This is a genomic window from Micromonospora sp. DT31, from assembly GCF_049841795.1.
Classification (GTDB): Bacteria; Actinomycetota; Actinomycetes; order Mycobacteriales; family Micromonosporaceae; genus Micromonospora.
Map to the genome: position 1 here is coordinate 213711 of NZ_JBNCKZ010000003.1, position 15674 is coordinate 229384.

The window sequence follows — 15674 nt, forward strand, 5'->3', positions numbered from 1 at the left end:
GAACGGGTTCGTGGGCGTGATCGGGTTCAGCGGTGCGATCGGCGGGTGAGCTGGTCGTAGACCGCCAGGTAGTCGGTGACCATCCGGTCCGCGCCGAAGCGCTGCCCGGCGCGGGTCCGACAGGCGGCCCGGTCCAGCCCGGCAGCCTGGGCGACGGCGTCGACGGCCTGCTCGACGGTCTGCGCGAGGAACCCCGTCACCCCTTCGTCGACGACCTCCGGCATGGACCCCCGCGCGTACGCGACGACCGGCGTGCCGCAGACCATCGACTCCACCACCGACAGCCCGAACGGCTCGTCGAAGGCGATCGGGTGCAGCAGCGCGGAGCTCGCGCCCAGCACCTCGGCACGGCGGTGAGGGCCGACCGATCCGAGGAAGACGACCTGGTCGCCGTCGATGTGCGGGGCCACCTGTTCGGCGAAGTACTGCTCGTCCTGCACGATGCCGCAGATGGTCAGTGGTCGGCCGGCGCGGTGGGCGATCTCGATGGCGGTGTGGGTGCCCTTGTCGGGATGGATGCGGCCGAAGGCGGCCAGTCCCGGGCCGGCGTCGCGGGTGAACGGCAGCCCGGTGAGGTCGACGCCGTGGTGCACCGTGGCGACGTAGTCGAGCTCGGCGGTCCGGTCGGCGTCGGAGATCGACACGTAGGACGAGCGGGCCCGGGCGTACGCGGGGAGGATCCCCCGGCCGGAGAAGCCGTGCACGGTGGTGAGCAGCGGAGCACGGCAGTGCTCGGCGAAGGCCAGCGGCAGCCAGTCGAGGTGGCTGTGGACCAGGTCGAACTCCGACGAGCGGGCCATCGCGTGGGAGACGTGCATCGCCTCCCACACCCGGCCGTCCATGCTCGGGTCGTCGGCGTACCCCCCGGGGCACACGCCGTCGAGGGCGGCGGAGGTGACGGAGTCCAGTGTCGCGAAGAGGGTCACGTCCACGCCACGTGTGACCAGCCCTTCGGCCAGCAGACCGGTCACCTGTTCCCAGGGGCCGTAGTGGTGTGGGGGTGTCCGCCAGGCGACCGGCCCGAGCAGGGCGACCCTCACGGGGACGGCGCGTCGGCGAGGTCGGCCGGATCGAGACGCAGGGTGGCGAGCAGCCCCACGTGCTTGGCCGGGTCCACCCGCTCCGGCAGTTCCCGCTCGACCCAGTCGGCCCGGAACTGCTGGCCGCGCTCGCGTAGGGCCGCAACGATCCTGTACCTGGCGATCCTCATCGTCTGCCCCCTTGAGAAGCTCTTCGGGATGGTCATGCGTAGCGGTGGTGGTATGACCGGTGGCGAAGGTCCAGCGGCGGTGATCGGTCGAACGGCCATGACTTCCTCCTGGTGATCTCGACGGCTCGGCCCGGACGCCCGAGCGGTGCCCGGCCGGCAGCGGGTCAACGGAGCATCTCGGTTCTCAGCTGGGCCAGCGAGCGCTTCAGCAGCCGGGAGACGTGCATCTGGGACAGTCCGACCCGGGCGGCGATCTCCGCCTGGGTCAGATCACCGTAGAACCGCATGGTCAGGATTTGGCGCTCGCGTGGGGGAAGAGCCGCGAGGAGCAGCTTGAGGCTGAGATGAGCGTCCACGGCCGGGTATCCCGCATCGGCGGCGCCGCTGCGGGCGTGGTGATGGATGCCGTCGGCCCCGGACCGTGGCTCGCTCAGCGACGCCAGGCGATAGACACCGAGGGCGGCGACGGCGGCCAGGAGTTGGGCGACGGTCACCTCCAGGTCGTCGGCGAGCTCTTGATCCGTCGGTTGGCGACCGTGTTGCTGCGCCAACCTGCCCCGGGCCTCGGGCGCCTGTGCGCCCAGTTCCTGGGCCGCACGCGGCACCCGGATCGCCCAGGCCGTGTCGCGGAAGTGCTTCCGGATGCCGCCGAGAATGGTCGGGACCGCGTAGGAGGCGAACGGCACGCCCCGACTGCTGTCGTACCCGTCGACGGCCTTGATCAGGGCGAGCGCGCCGACCTGTGCCAGGTCGTCGTAGGACTCCCCGCGACCGGTGTACCGCCGGGCCAGTCGACCCGCCATCGGCAGGTTCGCCTCGATGATCCGGTTCCGCAGCCGGGCCCGGTCGGGATCATCGGCGTTCAGCGCTGCGCGTCGACGCAGCAGTTGTTCGCTGTCCCCGGTAGCCGGGCCCAGCGTCGGAGGGAAGGAGACGGCTGTGGGTGTCACGGCGGAGGTGACCATTGTTTCAACGCCCCTAACGGGCTGGTGGCGGCGAGGATGGCGGCCACCGGGGACCCGGGCGACACCGTCACCGTACGCCTTCATCTCCCCGACCGACACTTGGACGGGCTCTGGGAGGCGCACTCGGGTGTCGAACCGGTCGTCAGCCGGACCGGTGGGTGACTGGCGCCGGCGCGAGCTGCTCGGAGCCGTCGACGATCGCCTGGGACAGCTCGGACAGTCGCCGGTTGCGGCTGCGGGCGCCGTCGCGCAGTAACGCGAAGGCATGACCCACGTCCACCTGGAGGCGTTCGGCGAGGATTCCCTTGGCCTGTTCGATCAGGACACGGCTGTTCACAGCGGTTTGCAGCTGTTCGGTGAGCATGTCGCGTCGGTGGATGGCGCGGTGTTGCAGCAGTCCGATGGTGGCCACGTCGGCGAGCGCCTGACCGATGCGAGCTTGTCCTCGTCGAGGGCTCCCGGTCGGACGTCGAAGAGGTTCAGCGCGCCGATCACCTCAGAGCGTAGGCGCATGGGCAGGGCGTGCACCGCGGCGAAGCCGACCTCGGCCGCGGCGGCGGTGAACCTCGGCCATCGGACAGTGGTCTGGGTCAGGTCGGCGACCGACACCGGTCGCCCGGTATGGAAGCAGTCGAGGCAGGGCCCGGCGGTTCGTGATGACCGCACCCCGGAACAGTCATGTTCGACCCTCCCGCCGGACGGCCGCGGCGGCACCGGAGCTCCTCGTACGATGCCCCGGCGGCCGGCGGTGAAGCGCTCACGGGTCGGCGGCGTGTGGGTCGCTGCCGTGGTGTTCGCGTTCGTCCTCCTGCTGCTCCTGATCTTCGTACTGCAGAACGGGCAACGTGCCGAGGTGTCGTTCCTCGGCGCTCACGGCACCCTGCCGATGGGGGTGGCGCTGCTGCTGGCCGCGGTCTTCGGGGTCCTGCTCGTCGCCCTGCCCGGCACCGCCCGGATCGTGCAGCTGAGGATGCTCGACCGCCGTCCCGGGACACAGCTCGGCGGCCCGGCCGGGTCCGGCCCGACTCCCCCGTCGGCGACCGACGTCGCCAGCGTCCCGCTGCCGCCCCGCTCACCGCGTGAGGGCGGATGAGCCATGTCCGTCACCCCGCGACGACTCGCCACGACCCCCGCGCCGGCGCCGTCCGCGTGGGTGGCACCTCGAGGCTCAGCCACGATCACGGCGGAACACACTTCAGCCTCCCCACCCCCGGCCCTGCGGGCGGCAACCCTAAGCCTGCCGCCGTCGCCGGCCAGCACCCCGGACACCATGTGCGAGACCTGCGGAGCATCAGCGCTCCACCGCGCGCAGGGCAGGCGTACGGCATCGTGGCCCACGACGGCTGGTCGCCGGCCGCCGCTCCGAGGCCGGCCTGATTCCCACGCCAACCGTCGCCGCAGCGACTTGAATAGCGGTGTGCAGGTCAACAAGGACGGGCGGCATTGGCGCATCGGCGCCGCCGCCGACGTGAGCTGGATCGCCGGGCACACCACTGCCGGCATCTCGATCACCACCGCCATCCCGCCGGTCTTCGACGCCTACGCCACCACGCGCCAGACCGACGACGTCACCGCCGCCTACGAGCACGCCCTGATCGAGGACCTCACCGCACACACCGCCGACCAGCCGTGGTGGCTGGCCTACCTCGACACCGGCGCCCACGACGTCGTCTTCCCCCACGCCCCCAGGGTGTTCCTCTACTGGAACTGGCCGTACGTTCTGGTCCAGGCCGGCCCCGAGCAGGCCCTCACCTGGCGCAGCGGTGGTCACATACGCCACGCTGACGGAGCGCTACCCGACCTGTTCTTCCCCGCCGACCGGTCATGGCTGGTCTCCGCGCTCTGGGACGACACCTGGACCTGCATCGGCGGCCCGACACCACTGATCCACACCCTCGAACGCGACCCGCTGGCCAACGCCCGACAGATCCGACCCGACGAAGACGCGCTGCCACCAGGGCTGACCCGCGAGTGACACTCCCGGGGGGCTGGCGACGGTCGAGTCAGCCGCACCAGAGGGTCATTTTTCAGGCGGAACCGACAGGGCCAGGTGCGCGCACTCTTCTGCGAAGGAAGGGCTGCGCGTTGCACGCACCCCTCGTGACGCACCCGGAACGCCCGGTCAGCGGCTGGAGAGTGACGGTTCCTGGCACAGTGACCGCGTCGCTGCGGCGATGCAGCGGTGGACGAGCGCCGCACGATCAGAATGGTGCGGGTCCGCGGCCTGCCAACGACATCAACACCTGCGTGGCGAGTAGCTTACGGATGCCGGTGACGGCGACTGTCCCCACCCGATCGTAGGGCAGTTCCAATTGCAGCCCTTCGACTGCGTTGCGAAGGTCTGTCGTGATCTCGTCCGGACGGAACGTGCCGCCCCAGCCGTTGAGCCCGCCGCGCTGGTTGGTACTGAGGGAAGCCATGCCGGAGATGCAGGCGCCGTCGACCAGGATCAGCCTCGCAGGACCCGAGTAGGTCGTCGTCATAGTTATCAACCCTTCAGGACGTAACGCCGTGCACCCCGGGTCCCGGCTGGCTGACAGTCATCAGGGAGGTAAGGCGTCGAGTCCGACCATGGTGTGCTTAACCTGCCCGCGACCGTACGTCAGGTACGGGTCGACGTTTGTGCCTGTCTCGTTCATGAGCCAGAGGCGCGCATTGGGCGGCTGACAGTCGACCGTCGCAGACTAGCGCCCGGGGCCTGATCGATCCACGGGGAGAACGCGGGGCGGTAATGAGCTGGCTCCACACCGAGATGGCCGGCCTCTTGCCGATCAGACGATTTCGCTGTGCCGCGGTAAGCGTATGAGACGCCGAACGGCGGCCCGCTGAACCAGTCGGGCCGCCGCTCACGGAATGTGGATCAGAGCGGGCGGATGTTCTCCGCCTGCGGGCCCTTCTGACCCTGGGTGATGTCGAACTCCACCTTCTGGTTCTCGTCGAGGCTGCGGAAGCCGCTCGCCGAGATCGCGGAGAAGTGGGCGAAGACGTCAGCGCCGCCGCCGTCCGGGGTGATGAAGCCGAAGCCCTTGTCGGCGTTGAACCACTTCACGGTGCCTGTAGTCATGTCTGCTCCTTCGCAGGCTGTTGGAGACCGCATTGTGCGGACCCGCACGCCGCCGCGTTGATCACCCGCGTCGAAACGACACGAAAAACGAGAAGCGCCTGGACGGGTTTAGATGCCCCATCAGGCGCCGGAAAACGTCTACGGAAATCAAAACTGCAACTTGGTTACCGTAGCACATGATCTGTCATCGGCCCCATCGCGGTGAGTGGACCTGGCCACTGAGCTTGCTTGGCGCCGGAGGCGCGCCCGGATCCGCGCCGCGCTCGGCGTCCCGGTGCGCCTGGAGATCGTGGACGCGCTCACCCTGGGCGACGCCGCTCCCGATGAGATCGCAAGCCTCCTCCTCGCCGGCCCGATCTCCTACGACGGCCTACTCGTCCAATGCGCCGGCCGCGTCATCGGCACCGCGCCCGACAAGGACCTCGCCCGGGTCACGACCACCTCGGTCACGGGTCTCGACGCGGTGGCACCCGCCGCGGGGGCGGACAGCGTTCCGTGCGCTGCCGGTGGCTGCGACGGCAGCATATCCGCCGTAGGGCCGCGTTTCGGTCGATGAGCTGCTCGTCGGCGAGGTCGACGGCGACGCGGATCGCGGCACGGCCGGCGAGGCCGGCCGCGGCCGATCGACAGGCCGGTGGGGTTCGGCGGCGCCTGCGCCGGTTCCTCCGCCGGCGGCCAACTGTCACCTGTCCGTGCCACTCGCCGGAGTCGGCGGTGAACAGCAGCGTCGTCGCGGTGCCCACTCGGCGCAATTCATGGGATGCGGGTCGGTCAGCGACCAGTTCGCGAAGCCGCCCACCTTCCAGCCCGGGCGTCAGGGACAGGTCGTACTGGTAGCTGCGGCCGGCCTCCTCATCCTCGCCCTCGGCTCCTCCCTCCCACGCGGTGATCCGGGCCTGTTCCGGATACACCACGCAGAGGGCCGGCAGGTAGGAGTCGTTTCACCACGGGCGGTTCGGGAGCCACGTCCAGCGGCCCGGTCACGTCGGCGCTGCGCCGCCAGTACAGCCGCACCCGCGGGTTGTAGCCCTCCTCCGGGTGGTCCAGCGGGCACCACAACACCTGCAACAGGTCGGTGTCGTCCGGGCCGGCGAAGTCAGGGACGTCCCGACGGCGGAGCTGCGCCACCGGACCAGCGGGATCGGCTGGTCTACCAGGTCGTCCGGTTCGGAGAAGTCGGAGGCCGGCAGTTCCGCCCGTTCCTCGTCGGTCAGGTCGTACCGACTTCCGCCCGCAGCCGCCCGAGCGCTCGCCGCCGCGTAGAGCTCCCGGCTGCGGCGGACGGTCGCCGGTGTCCTGAGCTGGAAGACGTGGTGGTCGTCGCCGTCCGTGCACACCGGCCGGCCAGAGCAGCGGGCCGCCGACCGAGCTGTCGGCGGTCGTGGGCGTTCCGGGTCGGGGATGCAGCCGCGTGGCCGTTGCCGAGTATTCCCTCAACTCTGGGAAGTGTTCCGTGATGTCCACCGGGCGGGGGGCGTGGTGGCTCATGGCCGAGGATCATTAGGAACCATTACGACGAAGGTCATCGAGGCCGCGCGGCGCACCCACCATGATCGCGTCGTGCGCGTCCAGGGGTACGGCCACGGCGGCGGCGCACCCGGCCGGAAGGGCGCTGCGGACCGCTGTCGCTCACCCCAACGGTCGGGCGCCGGGCCGGCGGCGGGCCATCAGGGTCACCGGCACGGCGTGCCCGAGCACACCGACGCCCCAGCCGAGGATCGGCCAGATCGGCCACGGATACCAGGCGCCGGCGGTCATGCCGATGACCAGCCAGAGGACGACCATGAAGGCCGAAACAGCCAGGTAGACGCCGACGTGGATGCGCACCCCCAGCAGGGCGGCTCGGGAGATCCGGGCGCGGCGCTCGTCCCGGGCCATCCGATTCGGCAGGTCGGATGGCAGGTCCCGGGTGAGAGAGTCGAGGTCGGCGTGGTCGCGGGCGAGCGCGACGCGCTCACTGCGCTCCTCGAACTCGACAAAGGTCAGGTAGTCCGCGCTGACCGCTTCGCTGAGCAGTGCGATGGTGCGGTCCCGTTCGGGCCTGCCGATGCGTCGGCCGTCGGCTTTCGCCGACGATGCCCCGCCCGTCACGTCCGGGCTCTGGCGGGCGCCGGGTTCGATGGTCATCGGCGGTTACCTCCGGAAGGGCGGTGCGACCACTGACAGCAGTCGCCAGGACTCAATGTGAACGGGTTCTTACATGGCCAATATAGTCGGTTACCGGCACTCCCCGCTACGGCAACGCGGACCCATTTCCCGTTCGGGCCTGCATGTTAGAGTGCGTCAACATGGGTGAGCAGGCAACGGAAGAGACCGCGGCGGCGGGCGCGACCCGAACCGGCTACCACCACGGAAACCTCCGGCAGGCACTGCTGGACGCCGCGGTGGACCTCATCGCCAAGAACGGCCTACCAGGTTTCAGTCTCAACGCCGCAGCGCGCACCGCCGGGGTGAGCACCGCCGCGCCGTACCGGCACTTCGCCACCAAGGACGCGCTGGTGGCCGCCGTGGTCGAGCGCGGCTGGGACCAGTTCGGGGCGGCGCTGCGACGTGCCGAGCAGCGGCATCCCGACGATCCGTTGGCGCGGCTGGCGGCCCTCGGGCGGCAGTACATCGAGTTCGCGGCCCACCAGCCGGCGGTGTTCCGACTGCTCTTCGGCGAACGCGAACGGGATCCGCTGCGCTCTGCCGCCGGAACGGCCACCTTCACCACCCTGCTGACCTGCGTTCGGCAGGCACAGGAGCAGGGGCAGATCCGAGCGTGCCTCGACGACCGGCAGGTCGCCCAGGCCGCCTGGGGAATGGTGCATGGTGTGGCCACCCTGCACCTCGACGACGTACTGGGGACCATCGAACCGGACGCCTCGCCGTACCAGGTGGGCAGCGCCGCCATCGACCTGCTCATCGACGGTCTGCGGCATCGTGCGCCAGCTCCGCCGGCCCATTCGCCGCCGGGCACCGGCGGCGACTGACACACCCCGGCGCCCGACGTCCATGTCACCCGACCGGCCGGAATACCCGCCGGAGTCCTACTGCTCCGATGTCGACGGCTCGTCGCCGGTCGTGCCGGCCTCCTGCCGGGTGAGCGCAGTCACCACCTCGGCGCACAGCCGCTCAGCCATGCCGTCCGGCATCCTGCCGATCAACTCCCTGAGCTGTTCCATGCTCTCCTGAAGTTCACCTTCCTGGGTGTGGTCCATAGCTCTACGACCCTTCGGGTCAATCACCCCTCTTACTGCAGCGAATCCTCCACCGAGAACAATCGCCCGACCATAGCGGGTTCGCCGCGACGTTCCGTGGGGAGCACCTAGATCCAGGCAAACACGGAAAGTAGCAGTAAGACTACGGTGATGTATCGGTGCTGCTCAAGTACTGGCCAAGGAAGTATGTGGTGATCTTCCCGGTTCGGAAGTCCGGATGCCCCAGCACCCGGCGGTGCAACTCGAGGGTGGTGTGACGGAGAGCTCCTCGACGCCCACCGCTCGCCGGACATTCATCGGCCCGCACCTTCGGTCTTGGTCTGCTGTGGTCTGCCCCGGTGGGGTGCCGGACCGGACGACCCACCGGCCCGGCACCCAGAAGTCGTCGTCACGCCCGGGTCGGGTCCGCCTCACGCCTGGCGGTGTCAGCCAGTGGGCCGATCGCGCCGCTCGACAGCGGCTCGGTCACCCCGGCGGCCGTCGGGGTGTCGGCGGCGGTCGCGGTCGGCCCGGAAACCCGCTTCTCACGGGGAATCAGCGCCCCCGCCAGGGCGCCCGCGGCCACCACGGCGGCACCGACGTAGAGCGCCGGGACCAAGCCGTCGAAGAAGGCGTCCGGGCCGGCGGCAGGGTCCGGACCGACCACACCGCCGGACTGCTGGAAGACAGTGGCCAGGACGGCGATGCCGAGCGCACCACCGACCTCCCGCAGGGTGCTGTTGGCGCCGGAGGCCTTGCCGTGCTCGTCGTCCCGGACCGAGCCCAGCACCGTCGCCGAGTTGGGGGCGAAGGTGAGCCCCATGCCGATACCGGCGACGACCATCGCCGGGATCAACGCGGTGTACCCGCGGCCCGGCTCGGCCAGCATGCCGATCCAGAGGAGCGCACCGGCCTGGAGGGTGAGCCCCAGGGCCATCAGCGGGCCGCCACCGACCCGGCTGGTCAGCAGGCCGGCCACCGGGGCGAGGAACATCGGCATCAGGGTCCAGGGCAGCGTCCGCACACCCGCCTCCAGCGGCGAGTAGCCGAGCGGGCCCTGGAGGTACTGCACGAGCAGGAAGATCGAGCCGAAGACGCCGAAGTACATCGCCAGCGACACCAGGTTGCTCAGCACGAACGGCCGGCTGCGGTAGAAGGTCAACGGCAGCAGCGGGTCCGGGGTACGCCGCTCCCAGGCCACGAAGAGGACCAGCAGCAGCGCCGCGGCGACGAACGCCCCCAGGATCTCGGGGCTGCTCCAGCCCCGCGCCTCGGCCTCGACGATCGCCCAGACCGCGACGGTCACCGCGCCGCCACCGAGCAGCATCCCGAGGAGGTCCAGGCCCTTGCCGGCACCCCGGCTCTCACCGAGCGCCCAGTAGATCAGCCCGATCGCGATCAGGCCGATCGGCACGTTCACCCAGAAGATCCACTGCCAGTTCAGCCCTTCGGTGACCGCGCCGCCGACCAGCGGGCCGATCGCCACGGCGGTACCCGAGACAGCTCCCCAGAGTCCTACCGCCAGGTTCCGCCTGCGCGGCGGCACACTCGCGGCGAGCATCGTCAGCGACAGCGGGAAGACCGCCGCCGCGCCGATGCCCTGCACCACCCGGGCGGCGATCAGCAGTTCGGTCGTCTCGGCCATGGCGCAGGCGGCCGACGCCACCACGAAGACCACGAGGCCGCCGACGAAGACCTTGCGTCGGCCGAGGCGGTCGCCGAGCGCCGCCGCGGTCAACTGCAGGCCGGCGAAGGCCAGCACGAACGAGTTCACCACCCACTGCAGATCGTTCAGGTTGGCGTCGAGATCCTTGCTCATCTCCGGCAGTGCGGTGTTCACCACGAGGTTGTTCAGGGCCACCAGGAACATCGGGACGGAGGCGGCCACGATGGTGGCCACGAGACCACGGCGTGGGTTCATCGGGTAACTCCTTTCAGGAGGGCGCGTACCCGCACCGGGTGCGGGTACGGGACCGGCGGATGACGGCGGCCAGGGTGCGGCCGGTGTTCGGACGCTCAATGTGGAACCGCCGATGGCGTCCCCGGGTCACGGCCGGCCGCGGATCGCGTGCCGCGACCGGCACACCGCCGACGCCCCGCGGCCGGACCGCGACGATGCTCATCGCCGTTCTCCGGAGGCGCTGAGCTGGAACTGCCAGAACGAGAAGAGCCGGCGCTCGTCGTGCAGCCCGCGCAGGATCTCCACCACCCGGTCGACCACGTCGGCGTCGGTGACCGGGCGGGCCGGGTCGAACTGCCGCCACTGCCGTTCCAGGCAGGCCAGCAGCAGGGCACCGTCCGGGAATGGCTCGACCAGCACCGCGGCCGACCGGGTGAAGAGGTGCACCGTGGCGGCGGCGGCGTGGATCGCGCAATACTGCTCGGCCAGGCGGAACAGCTCCGCGGTCCCGGCGAAGCCCCGGCCGTGCTCGGTACGCAGCCGCTGCACCTCCGCGTCGATGCGCTCCAGTTGGCCGTGCAGCGCCTCGGCCACGTCGGCGGCCCGGGTCAGCCACTCCCGCTGCCGCTCGTCGGCGCGCGCCCCGGCCTGCTCGCGCAACAGCCGGATCGAGTCCGGCAGCAGCAGGACGGTGTCGTCGCCGCCCCGGCTGAACAGCTGCTGCTTCTCGGGACGCCACTCCGGCAGCGCGCTGTCCAGGTTGTACTGCAGCTCGATGTGGGCTGCCGCCTCCGCGGAGACCGGGCCGCGTACCGTCTTGAGCAGCCCGTCCAGTTGCAGGGCGATGTTCTTGAGGTTCACCACCGTGTTGCCGTCGGCGAAGATCGCCACCAGCACGTCACGCAGCAACTTCTGGTAGATGCCGTAGTGCGGGTGCGAGCGCAGGTAGAGCCGGGCGCCCAGGACCACCGACAGCTGGGACATCATCCGCTCCAGCGAGGTCGGCACATAGTACTTGACCGCCGAGGAGAAGACGCTGGTCTGCCCCGGGTTGGCCTGCAACCCCCGGACCGCACCGGTGCTGACGCAGTCGGCGACCACCAGGTCGGCGAAACACTCGGCGAGCTGGCGCCGGGTGTACGGCATGTCGATGACCTTCTGGCCGAAGATGACCCGCTCGGTGACGAAGTCCAGGGTCACCCGCATGGCGGTGTCCACCCCGCCCAACGCCATGCTGCTGATCGTGGTCCGGGCCACCTGCGCGCTCTTGAGCGCGATCTCCAGGCCCTGGCCCTCGGCACCGAGGCGGGCCGAGTCCGGGACGAAGAGCTTCTCCAGCCGGATGCCGCTCATGTCCAACGCGCGCAGCCCGTGCAGCCGCTCGTTGGGCAACTCCACCACCGCGCCGGCCGGGGCCTTGCGCTTCTCCACGGAGAAGATGGACCAGTCGCCCGGACCACCCCGCTCGTTGGTACGCGCCTGCACGCTCACCGCGTCCGCGATGGTGGCGTTGCCGATCAGCCACTTCTCGCCGGTGAGCAGGTAGCCGCCCTCGACGCGTTCGGCACGCATCTCGTTGCTGAGCACGTCACTGCCGTGCTCCCGCTCGGAGAGCCCCCAGGCCATCCGGGTGCCGTGGTTGATGGCGTCGACGAAGTACCGCTTCTGCTCGTCCGTGCCGGCGATCCAGGCCGGCATGAACGCCAGATCGGTCAGCATCAGCGCAGTCGCCGCCGTGGGGTCGCGACGCGCCACCAGCCGCAGCAGGTTGAAGCCGACCTCGACGTCGCCGGCCCGGCCGCCGAAGGCCGTCGGCAGGCAGTACTCGTGCAACTGCCAGCGCTGCAGCAGGCCGACCAGCTCATGAGGGAACTCCTCACGCTCGTCGTAGCTCAGGACCGTCTCGAAGGACATCGGGCTCGACGGATCGTGTGGGTCACCGAGGTAGCGCTCCAGTTCCTCGGCCACCGCGATCTGGTTCTTGACGGTCACGGGGTGCACCCCTTCCTCGTTCCGACGCGGTCGTGTTCGGCCAACGGCAACGCGGCGACGGAGATCAGCCGACCGTCGGCGTGCAACCGGTCCAGCGACAGGTACATCGGTTCCACCAGGTCGGCCGGGAGGCGCCAGGTGCCGCCCTCGGCCCGAGCCAGCAGGATGCTGACCGTCGCCGCCAGCCAGTGCGGGTCACCGGCGGCACCGCCCAGCAGCGGCTTGTGCCGGTTGGCCCACCACAGGTGCACGCAACTCGCCGCGGCGTGCAGGAAGCAGAACCGCTCCGACTCCTCCAGCAGGTCCGGCGCCGCCCCGCCCCGACGGCTCTCCAGCAGCCCGGCGACCCGGCTGAGCTGACCGACGAGCGCGGTGCGCAGCCGGGCGACGGCCTGCACGGCGGCGGCGGCGAACGGACCGTCGACGGTGGAGAGCTCGGCGCGTACCCGGTCGACGATCACCGGCAGGCCACAGGTGACCGGGTCGCCTCGGCCGGCCACCGTCAACGCGTCCAGCCGGGCCTCCGGCAGCACCCCGGACAGGTCGAAGAGTGCGGCGGTGTCCAGGGTGGAGCCTGGCTGACCGGTCAGCGCCCACTGGGTCAACGAGGTGGTGACCAGGCGCAGATTCGCCACCGGCCCGGTGTCGATGTGCCGGACCACGGCGTTGTCCCGGCGGAACGTGTCGAAGGCCGCCGCGAAACCGTCCCGCAGCAGGGCGTGGGTGCCGAGCAGGTCGCCGCAGCGCTGGAAGACGTCCGCCGAGGCGTCCGTGCAGACCTGCTTGACCACGCTGGACCAGAGCCCTTCCGCCTCCGGCGCCAGATGCAGCGCCCGCGCCGCGCCGAGCGCTCCGGCCTCCATCGCCAGCAGCGCGGTCGCGGCCGTGGCGAGCTGCCGTCGGGTCTGCGCCATGGCGGCCAGCGGCTTGCCGGCCACCCGGTGGGCGGCGGTGAAGTCCAGCGCCCAGCGCAGCGCCGAGTCGGCGGCGGCCAGGTTCGCCCCGGTGCTCATCACCCGGACGTGCTGCATCGCCCGCATCGCCACGTCCAGCCCTCGACCGACCGGCCCCACCAGAGCGTCCGCCGGGACCGGGATGCCGGCGAAGTCGAAACCGGCCAGGCCGATGCCGCGCATTCCACTGCTCGGGCGGACCTCGGTACGGCAGGCCGCGACCAGCGGCCCCTCCAGCAGCACCAGGGTGAACGCCCCCGGCCCTCGCTGCCCGGTACGGGCGCAGACCAGCAGCGCTTCCGCCCGGTCACCGAGCCCGACCAGCCACTTGGCTCCCCAGAGCCGGTAACCGCCGTTGTCGCACGGCTCCAGTCGGCAGGCGTTGGCGAGCAGGTCGCTGCCGTGTTCCACCTCGGTCATCGCGAAGCCGACCGCGCCACCGCGCCCCAGCAGCTCCACCACACGTTGCCGCTGGCCGGCGTCTCCGGCCAGCAGGACGCAGGTGGCGGCGGTGATGCTGAACATGGTCGCCGGCATCACCGTCAGGTCCCGCCGGGCGGCGACGCGTACCGTCATCAGGGTCTCGTCGCCGCCGCTGAGCGTGCCGCCGTCGGCCCGCGGCACGTACGACCGGCGCAGCGCGGGGCCGACGGCGGCGGCCAGGGCGGCGGGGAACGCCGCCGCCTCGTCCCGGGCCACCGCGGCGCGGAAGCCGTACGGGTTGCGCCCGTCCGCGGGATCGCCCAGCGACCGGTCCAGCTCGGCGGCGGCGGCGAACCGGGTCAGTGTCCCGGTCTCCAGTGCGCCGGTCACGCCGACACACCCCCCGGGCGGTACGACCGCACCGACACCGGCAACCGGATCCCGGCCAGGGTCAGCTGCTGCACCCGGCTGGTGAACGCCGCGCCGCGCATCAGCTCCCGCGCCACCCGGGCCACCCGCCGGTTGCCCGGCTCGGCGAGGTCGGTGCCGGCCACCCAGTCGTTGAAGGCGCCCATCGCCGGCCCGCACCACACCTGGTAGTCCGCGGCCCGGTCACCCTCGCCGACGCTGGCCCAGCGCGAGGCCATCCCGAGGTACCAGCGGAAGATCAGCGCCATCTTGCGGCGCGGCTCCTTGCCGGCCCGCTGCAACTGCGCCGGGTCGCGCCGGGTGAAGTACTCCTGCACGTCGGTCCAGACGTCGTCCAGCGGCCGGCGGAAGACCTGGGTCTCCAGCCGGGTGCGCTCATCGGCCGGCAGCGCCTCGATACCGTCGTAGAGCTTGTAGGACTCGTAGAGGCGGCGGGCACGCATCGGGAAGAGGGTGCCCTTGCGCAGCACCTGCAGGTCCACGCCGAGTTCGAACATGTCCGCCGCCGGGGCCATGTCGCAGTCGGCCACCCCGGCCGCGGCGAGCATCGTGCGGACCTGGTCGGAGGTGCCCGACTCGACGCACGCCTGATGCACCGAGCCGATCACCACGTAGTCGGCGCCCAGGCCGTAGGCGGCGGCGACCGAGGCGGGGGTTCCCAGGCCACCGGCGGCCCCGATCCGCACCGGGTACCCGAGTCGGCGCTGGGCCTCCTCGCGCAGCGCGGCGATGACCGGGAAGAGGGCGATCAGCGGACGCCGGTCGGTGTGCCCGCCGGAGTCCCCCTCGACCGTGATGTCGTCGGCCATCGGCACCAGCCGGGCCAGCTCCGCCTGCTCCGCGGTGATCAGCCCGCGGGCCAGCAGGTCGGCGACCATCGACGCGGGGGCCGGGTTGAGGAACTTCGCGGCCACCTCGGGACGGGAGACCTTGGCGATCACCCGGTTGCCGGCCACGACCCGGCCCTGCCGGTCCCGGCCGAGGCCGGCGACGCGGTACCGGACGATGTGCGGGGTGAGGTCCATGAAGGCCGAAGCCTCCACACAGCGCACCCCGTACCTGAGGAAGAGCTCCACCCCGGCGCGCTCCAACTCCTCCTCGCTCGGGGCGTGGATCAGGTTCACCGCGTACGGCAGTTGCCCGAGCTCGGCGCGGAACCGCCCCAGGGCCTGCTCGATGCGCTCCGGCAGCAGCCCGGCGGCACCGAAGGAGCCCAGGTAGCCGGCCCGGGCCAGCTCCACGACCAGGTCCTCGGAGGCGATCCCGCCGGCCATCGCCCCGCCCATGTAGGCGTAGCGCAGGCCGTGGCGGGCCCGGAAGCTGGCGTCACCGAGGCGCTCCGGGGTCAACGGGCCGACGGCGGCGAGCACCGAGGCGGCCGAGGCGGGCTGCTGGTTGCTCACGCCGATCCCGTTGCCGACGCGGACCACGAAGGCCGGCTCTTCCAGCCGGCCCAGGGCGGCCCGGATCCCGGCGGGATCGACGTGCACCGGGCTCTGCTCGACGGGTGCGGCGGGTCCGATGGCGGGGACGGTCGGTTGGACGGTGACGGTCATGGC

Annotated in this window: 17 protein-coding genes; 4 read left to right on the forward strand and 13 right to left on the reverse strand. The window is 71.2% G+C overall.

All coding sequences use genetic code 11. The features are described from left to right. Positions 1-26 precede the first annotated feature (26 nt). The 5 genes from ACLQ2X_RS07455 to ACLQ2X_RS07475 all read right to left on the reverse strand — a co-directional run bounded on the left by ACLQ2X_RS07455 (position 27) and on the right by ACLQ2X_RS07475 (position 2889). A complete protein-coding gene (locus ACLQ2X_RS07455; protein WP_425680214.1) occupies positions 27-1040 on the reverse strand; it encodes a glycosyltransferase family 4 protein in 1014 nt (337 codons plus the stop codon). Beyond that, positions 1037-1210 carry a hypothetical protein gene (locus ACLQ2X_RS07460; protein WP_425680215.1) on the reverse strand — a complete coding sequence of 58 codons (174 nt, stop codon included), beginning with the start codon at positions 1208-1210 and terminating at the stop codon, positions 1037-1039. The genes ACLQ2X_RS07455 and ACLQ2X_RS07460 overlap by 4 nt, the downstream gene beginning before the upstream one ends. Before the next feature lie 164 nt (positions 1211-1374). Then, the gene (locus tag ACLQ2X_RS07465) at positions 1375-2160 is read right to left on the reverse strand and encodes a SigB/SigF/SigG family RNA polymerase sigma factor (protein WP_425680216.1); all 786 of its coding nucleotides are present in this window, start codon (positions 2158-2160) and stop codon (positions 1375-1377) included. 157 nt (positions 2161-2317) lie between these two features. Continuing rightward, a complete protein-coding gene (locus ACLQ2X_RS07470; RefSeq protein WP_425680217.1) occupies positions 2318-2587 on the reverse strand; it encodes an ANTAR domain-containing protein in 270 nt (89 codons plus the stop codon). Beyond that, positions 2509-2889 (reverse strand): GAF domain-containing protein, encoded by a 381-nt coding sequence (locus ACLQ2X_RS07475; protein WP_425680218.1) that lies wholly within the window; start codon positions 2887-2889, stop codon positions 2509-2511. Before ACLQ2X_RS07475 ends, ACLQ2X_RS07470 begins: the two co-directional genes overlap by 79 nt. A gap of 58 nt (positions 2890-2947) precedes the next feature. On the opposite strand from ACLQ2X_RS07475, the gene ACLQ2X_RS07480 reads away from it, so the two are divergent. Beyond that, the gene (locus ACLQ2X_RS07480) at positions 2948-3268 is read left to right on the forward strand and encodes a LapA family protein (RefSeq protein ID WP_425680219.1); all 321 of its coding nucleotides are present in this window, start codon (positions 2948-2950) and stop codon (positions 3266-3268) included. Between the two features lie 324 nt (positions 3269-3592). Next, a complete protein-coding gene (locus ACLQ2X_RS07485) occupies positions 3593-4150 on the forward strand; it encodes a hypothetical protein (RefSeq protein ID WP_425680220.1) in 558 nt (185 codons plus the stop codon). 226 nt (positions 4151-4376) lie between these two features. On the opposite strand, the gene ACLQ2X_RS07490 is transcribed toward ACLQ2X_RS07485, so the two are convergent. Both ACLQ2X_RS07490 and ACLQ2X_RS07495 read right to left on the reverse strand, forming a co-directional pair. Continuing rightward, positions 4377-4658: a hypothetical protein gene (locus tag ACLQ2X_RS07490; RefSeq protein WP_074475368.1), complete on the reverse strand. Its 282-nt coding sequence runs from the start codon at positions 4656-4658 to the stop codon at positions 4377-4379. A 377-nt stretch (positions 4659-5035) separates the two neighbouring features. After that, positions 5036-5239, reverse strand: coding sequence for a cold-shock protein (locus ACLQ2X_RS07495; RefSeq protein WP_282758621.1), 204 nt, complete (start codon positions 5237-5239; stop codon positions 5036-5038). A 205-nt stretch (positions 5240-5444) separates the two neighbouring features. Here ACLQ2X_RS07495 and ACLQ2X_RS07500 point away from each other — a divergent pair, with 205 nt between their 5' ends. Further along, the gene (locus ACLQ2X_RS07500; protein ID WP_425680221.1) at positions 5445-5795 is read left to right on the forward strand and encodes a hypothetical protein; all 351 of its coding nucleotides are present in this window, start codon (positions 5445-5447) and stop codon (positions 5793-5795) included. 1073 nt (positions 5796-6868) lie between these two features. Here the strand turns inward: ACLQ2X_RS07500 and ACLQ2X_RS07505 are convergent. Further along, entirely contained in the window at positions 6869-7366 is a 498-nt protein-coding gene (locus tag ACLQ2X_RS07505; protein ID WP_425680222.1) for a DUF1707 domain-containing protein, read from the reverse strand. A 161-nt stretch (positions 7367-7527) separates the two neighbouring features. On the opposite strand from ACLQ2X_RS07505, the gene ACLQ2X_RS07510 reads away from it, so the two are divergent. After that, a complete protein-coding gene (locus ACLQ2X_RS07510) occupies positions 7528-8211 on the forward strand; it encodes a TetR/AcrR family transcriptional regulator (protein ID WP_425680223.1) in 684 nt (227 codons plus the stop codon). 57 nt (positions 8212-8268) lie between these two features. Here the strand turns inward: ACLQ2X_RS07510 and ACLQ2X_RS07515 are convergent, their stop codons facing one another. The 5 genes from ACLQ2X_RS07515 to ACLQ2X_RS07535 all read right to left on the reverse strand — a co-directional run bounded on the left by ACLQ2X_RS07515 (position 8269) and on the right by ACLQ2X_RS07535 (position 15671). Continuing rightward, positions 8269-8439 carry a hypothetical protein gene (locus ACLQ2X_RS07515; protein WP_425680224.1) on the reverse strand — a complete coding sequence of 57 codons (171 nt, stop codon included), beginning with the start codon at positions 8437-8439 and terminating at the stop codon, positions 8269-8271. 388 nt (positions 8440-8827) lie between these two features. Continuing rightward, positions 8828-10339, reverse strand: coding sequence for an MFS transporter (locus tag ACLQ2X_RS07520; protein ID WP_425680225.1), 1512 nt, complete (start codon positions 10337-10339; stop codon positions 8828-8830). 198 nt (positions 10340-10537) lie between these two features. Further along, complete coding sequence (locus ACLQ2X_RS07525; RefSeq protein ID WP_425680226.1) at positions 10538-12310, reverse strand: acyl-CoA dehydrogenase family protein; 1773 nt, start codon at positions 12308-12310, stop codon at positions 10538-10540. Beyond that, positions 12307-14076 carry an acyl-CoA dehydrogenase family protein gene (locus tag ACLQ2X_RS07530; RefSeq protein WP_425680227.1) on the reverse strand — a complete coding sequence of 590 codons (1770 nt, stop codon included), beginning with the start codon at positions 14074-14076 and terminating at the stop codon, positions 12307-12309. Before ACLQ2X_RS07530 ends, ACLQ2X_RS07525 begins: the two co-directional genes overlap by 4 nt. Beyond that, positions 14073-15671 (reverse strand): PfaD family polyunsaturated fatty acid/polyketide biosynthesis protein, encoded by a 1599-nt coding sequence (locus ACLQ2X_RS07535; RefSeq protein WP_425680228.1) that lies wholly within the window; start codon positions 15669-15671, stop codon positions 14073-14075. The genes ACLQ2X_RS07530 and ACLQ2X_RS07535 overlap by 4 nt, the downstream gene beginning before the upstream one ends. Positions 15672-15674 lie beyond the last annotated feature (3 nt).

Bases quoted from the DNA above. Each gene is read 5' to 3' on its own strand.
- ACLQ2X_RS07460 (WP_425680215.1), bottom strand. From the start codon at position 1,210: ATGAGGATCGCCAGGTACAGGATCGTTGCGGCCCTACGCGAGCGCGGC.
- ACLQ2X_RS07490 (WP_074475368.1), bottom strand. From the start codon at position 4,658: ATGACGACGACCTACTCGGGTCCTGCGAGGCTGATCCTGGTCGACGGC.
- ACLQ2X_RS07495 (WP_282758621.1), bottom strand. From the start codon at position 5,239: ATGACTACAGGCACCGTGAAGTGGTTCAACGCCGACAAGGGCTTCGGC.
- ACLQ2X_RS07505 (WP_425680222.1), bottom strand. From the start codon at position 7,366: ATGACCATCGAACCCGGCGCCCGCCAGAGCCCGGACGTGACGGGCGGG.
- ACLQ2X_RS07510 (WP_425680223.1), top strand. From the start codon at position 7,528: ATGGGTGAGCAGGCAACGGAAGAGACCGCGGCGGCGGGCGCGACCCGA.
- ACLQ2X_RS07515 (WP_425680224.1), bottom strand. From the start codon at position 8,439: ATGGACCACACCCAGGAAGGTGAACTTCAGGAGAGCATGGAACAGCTC.
- ACLQ2X_RS07520 (WP_425680225.1), bottom strand. From the start codon at position 10,339: ATGAACCCACGCCGTGGTCTCGTGGCCACCATCGTGGCCGCCTCCGTC.
- ACLQ2X_RS07535 (WP_425680228.1), bottom strand. From the start codon at position 15,671: ATGACCGTCACCGTCCAACCGACCGTCCCCGCCATCGGACCCGCCGCA.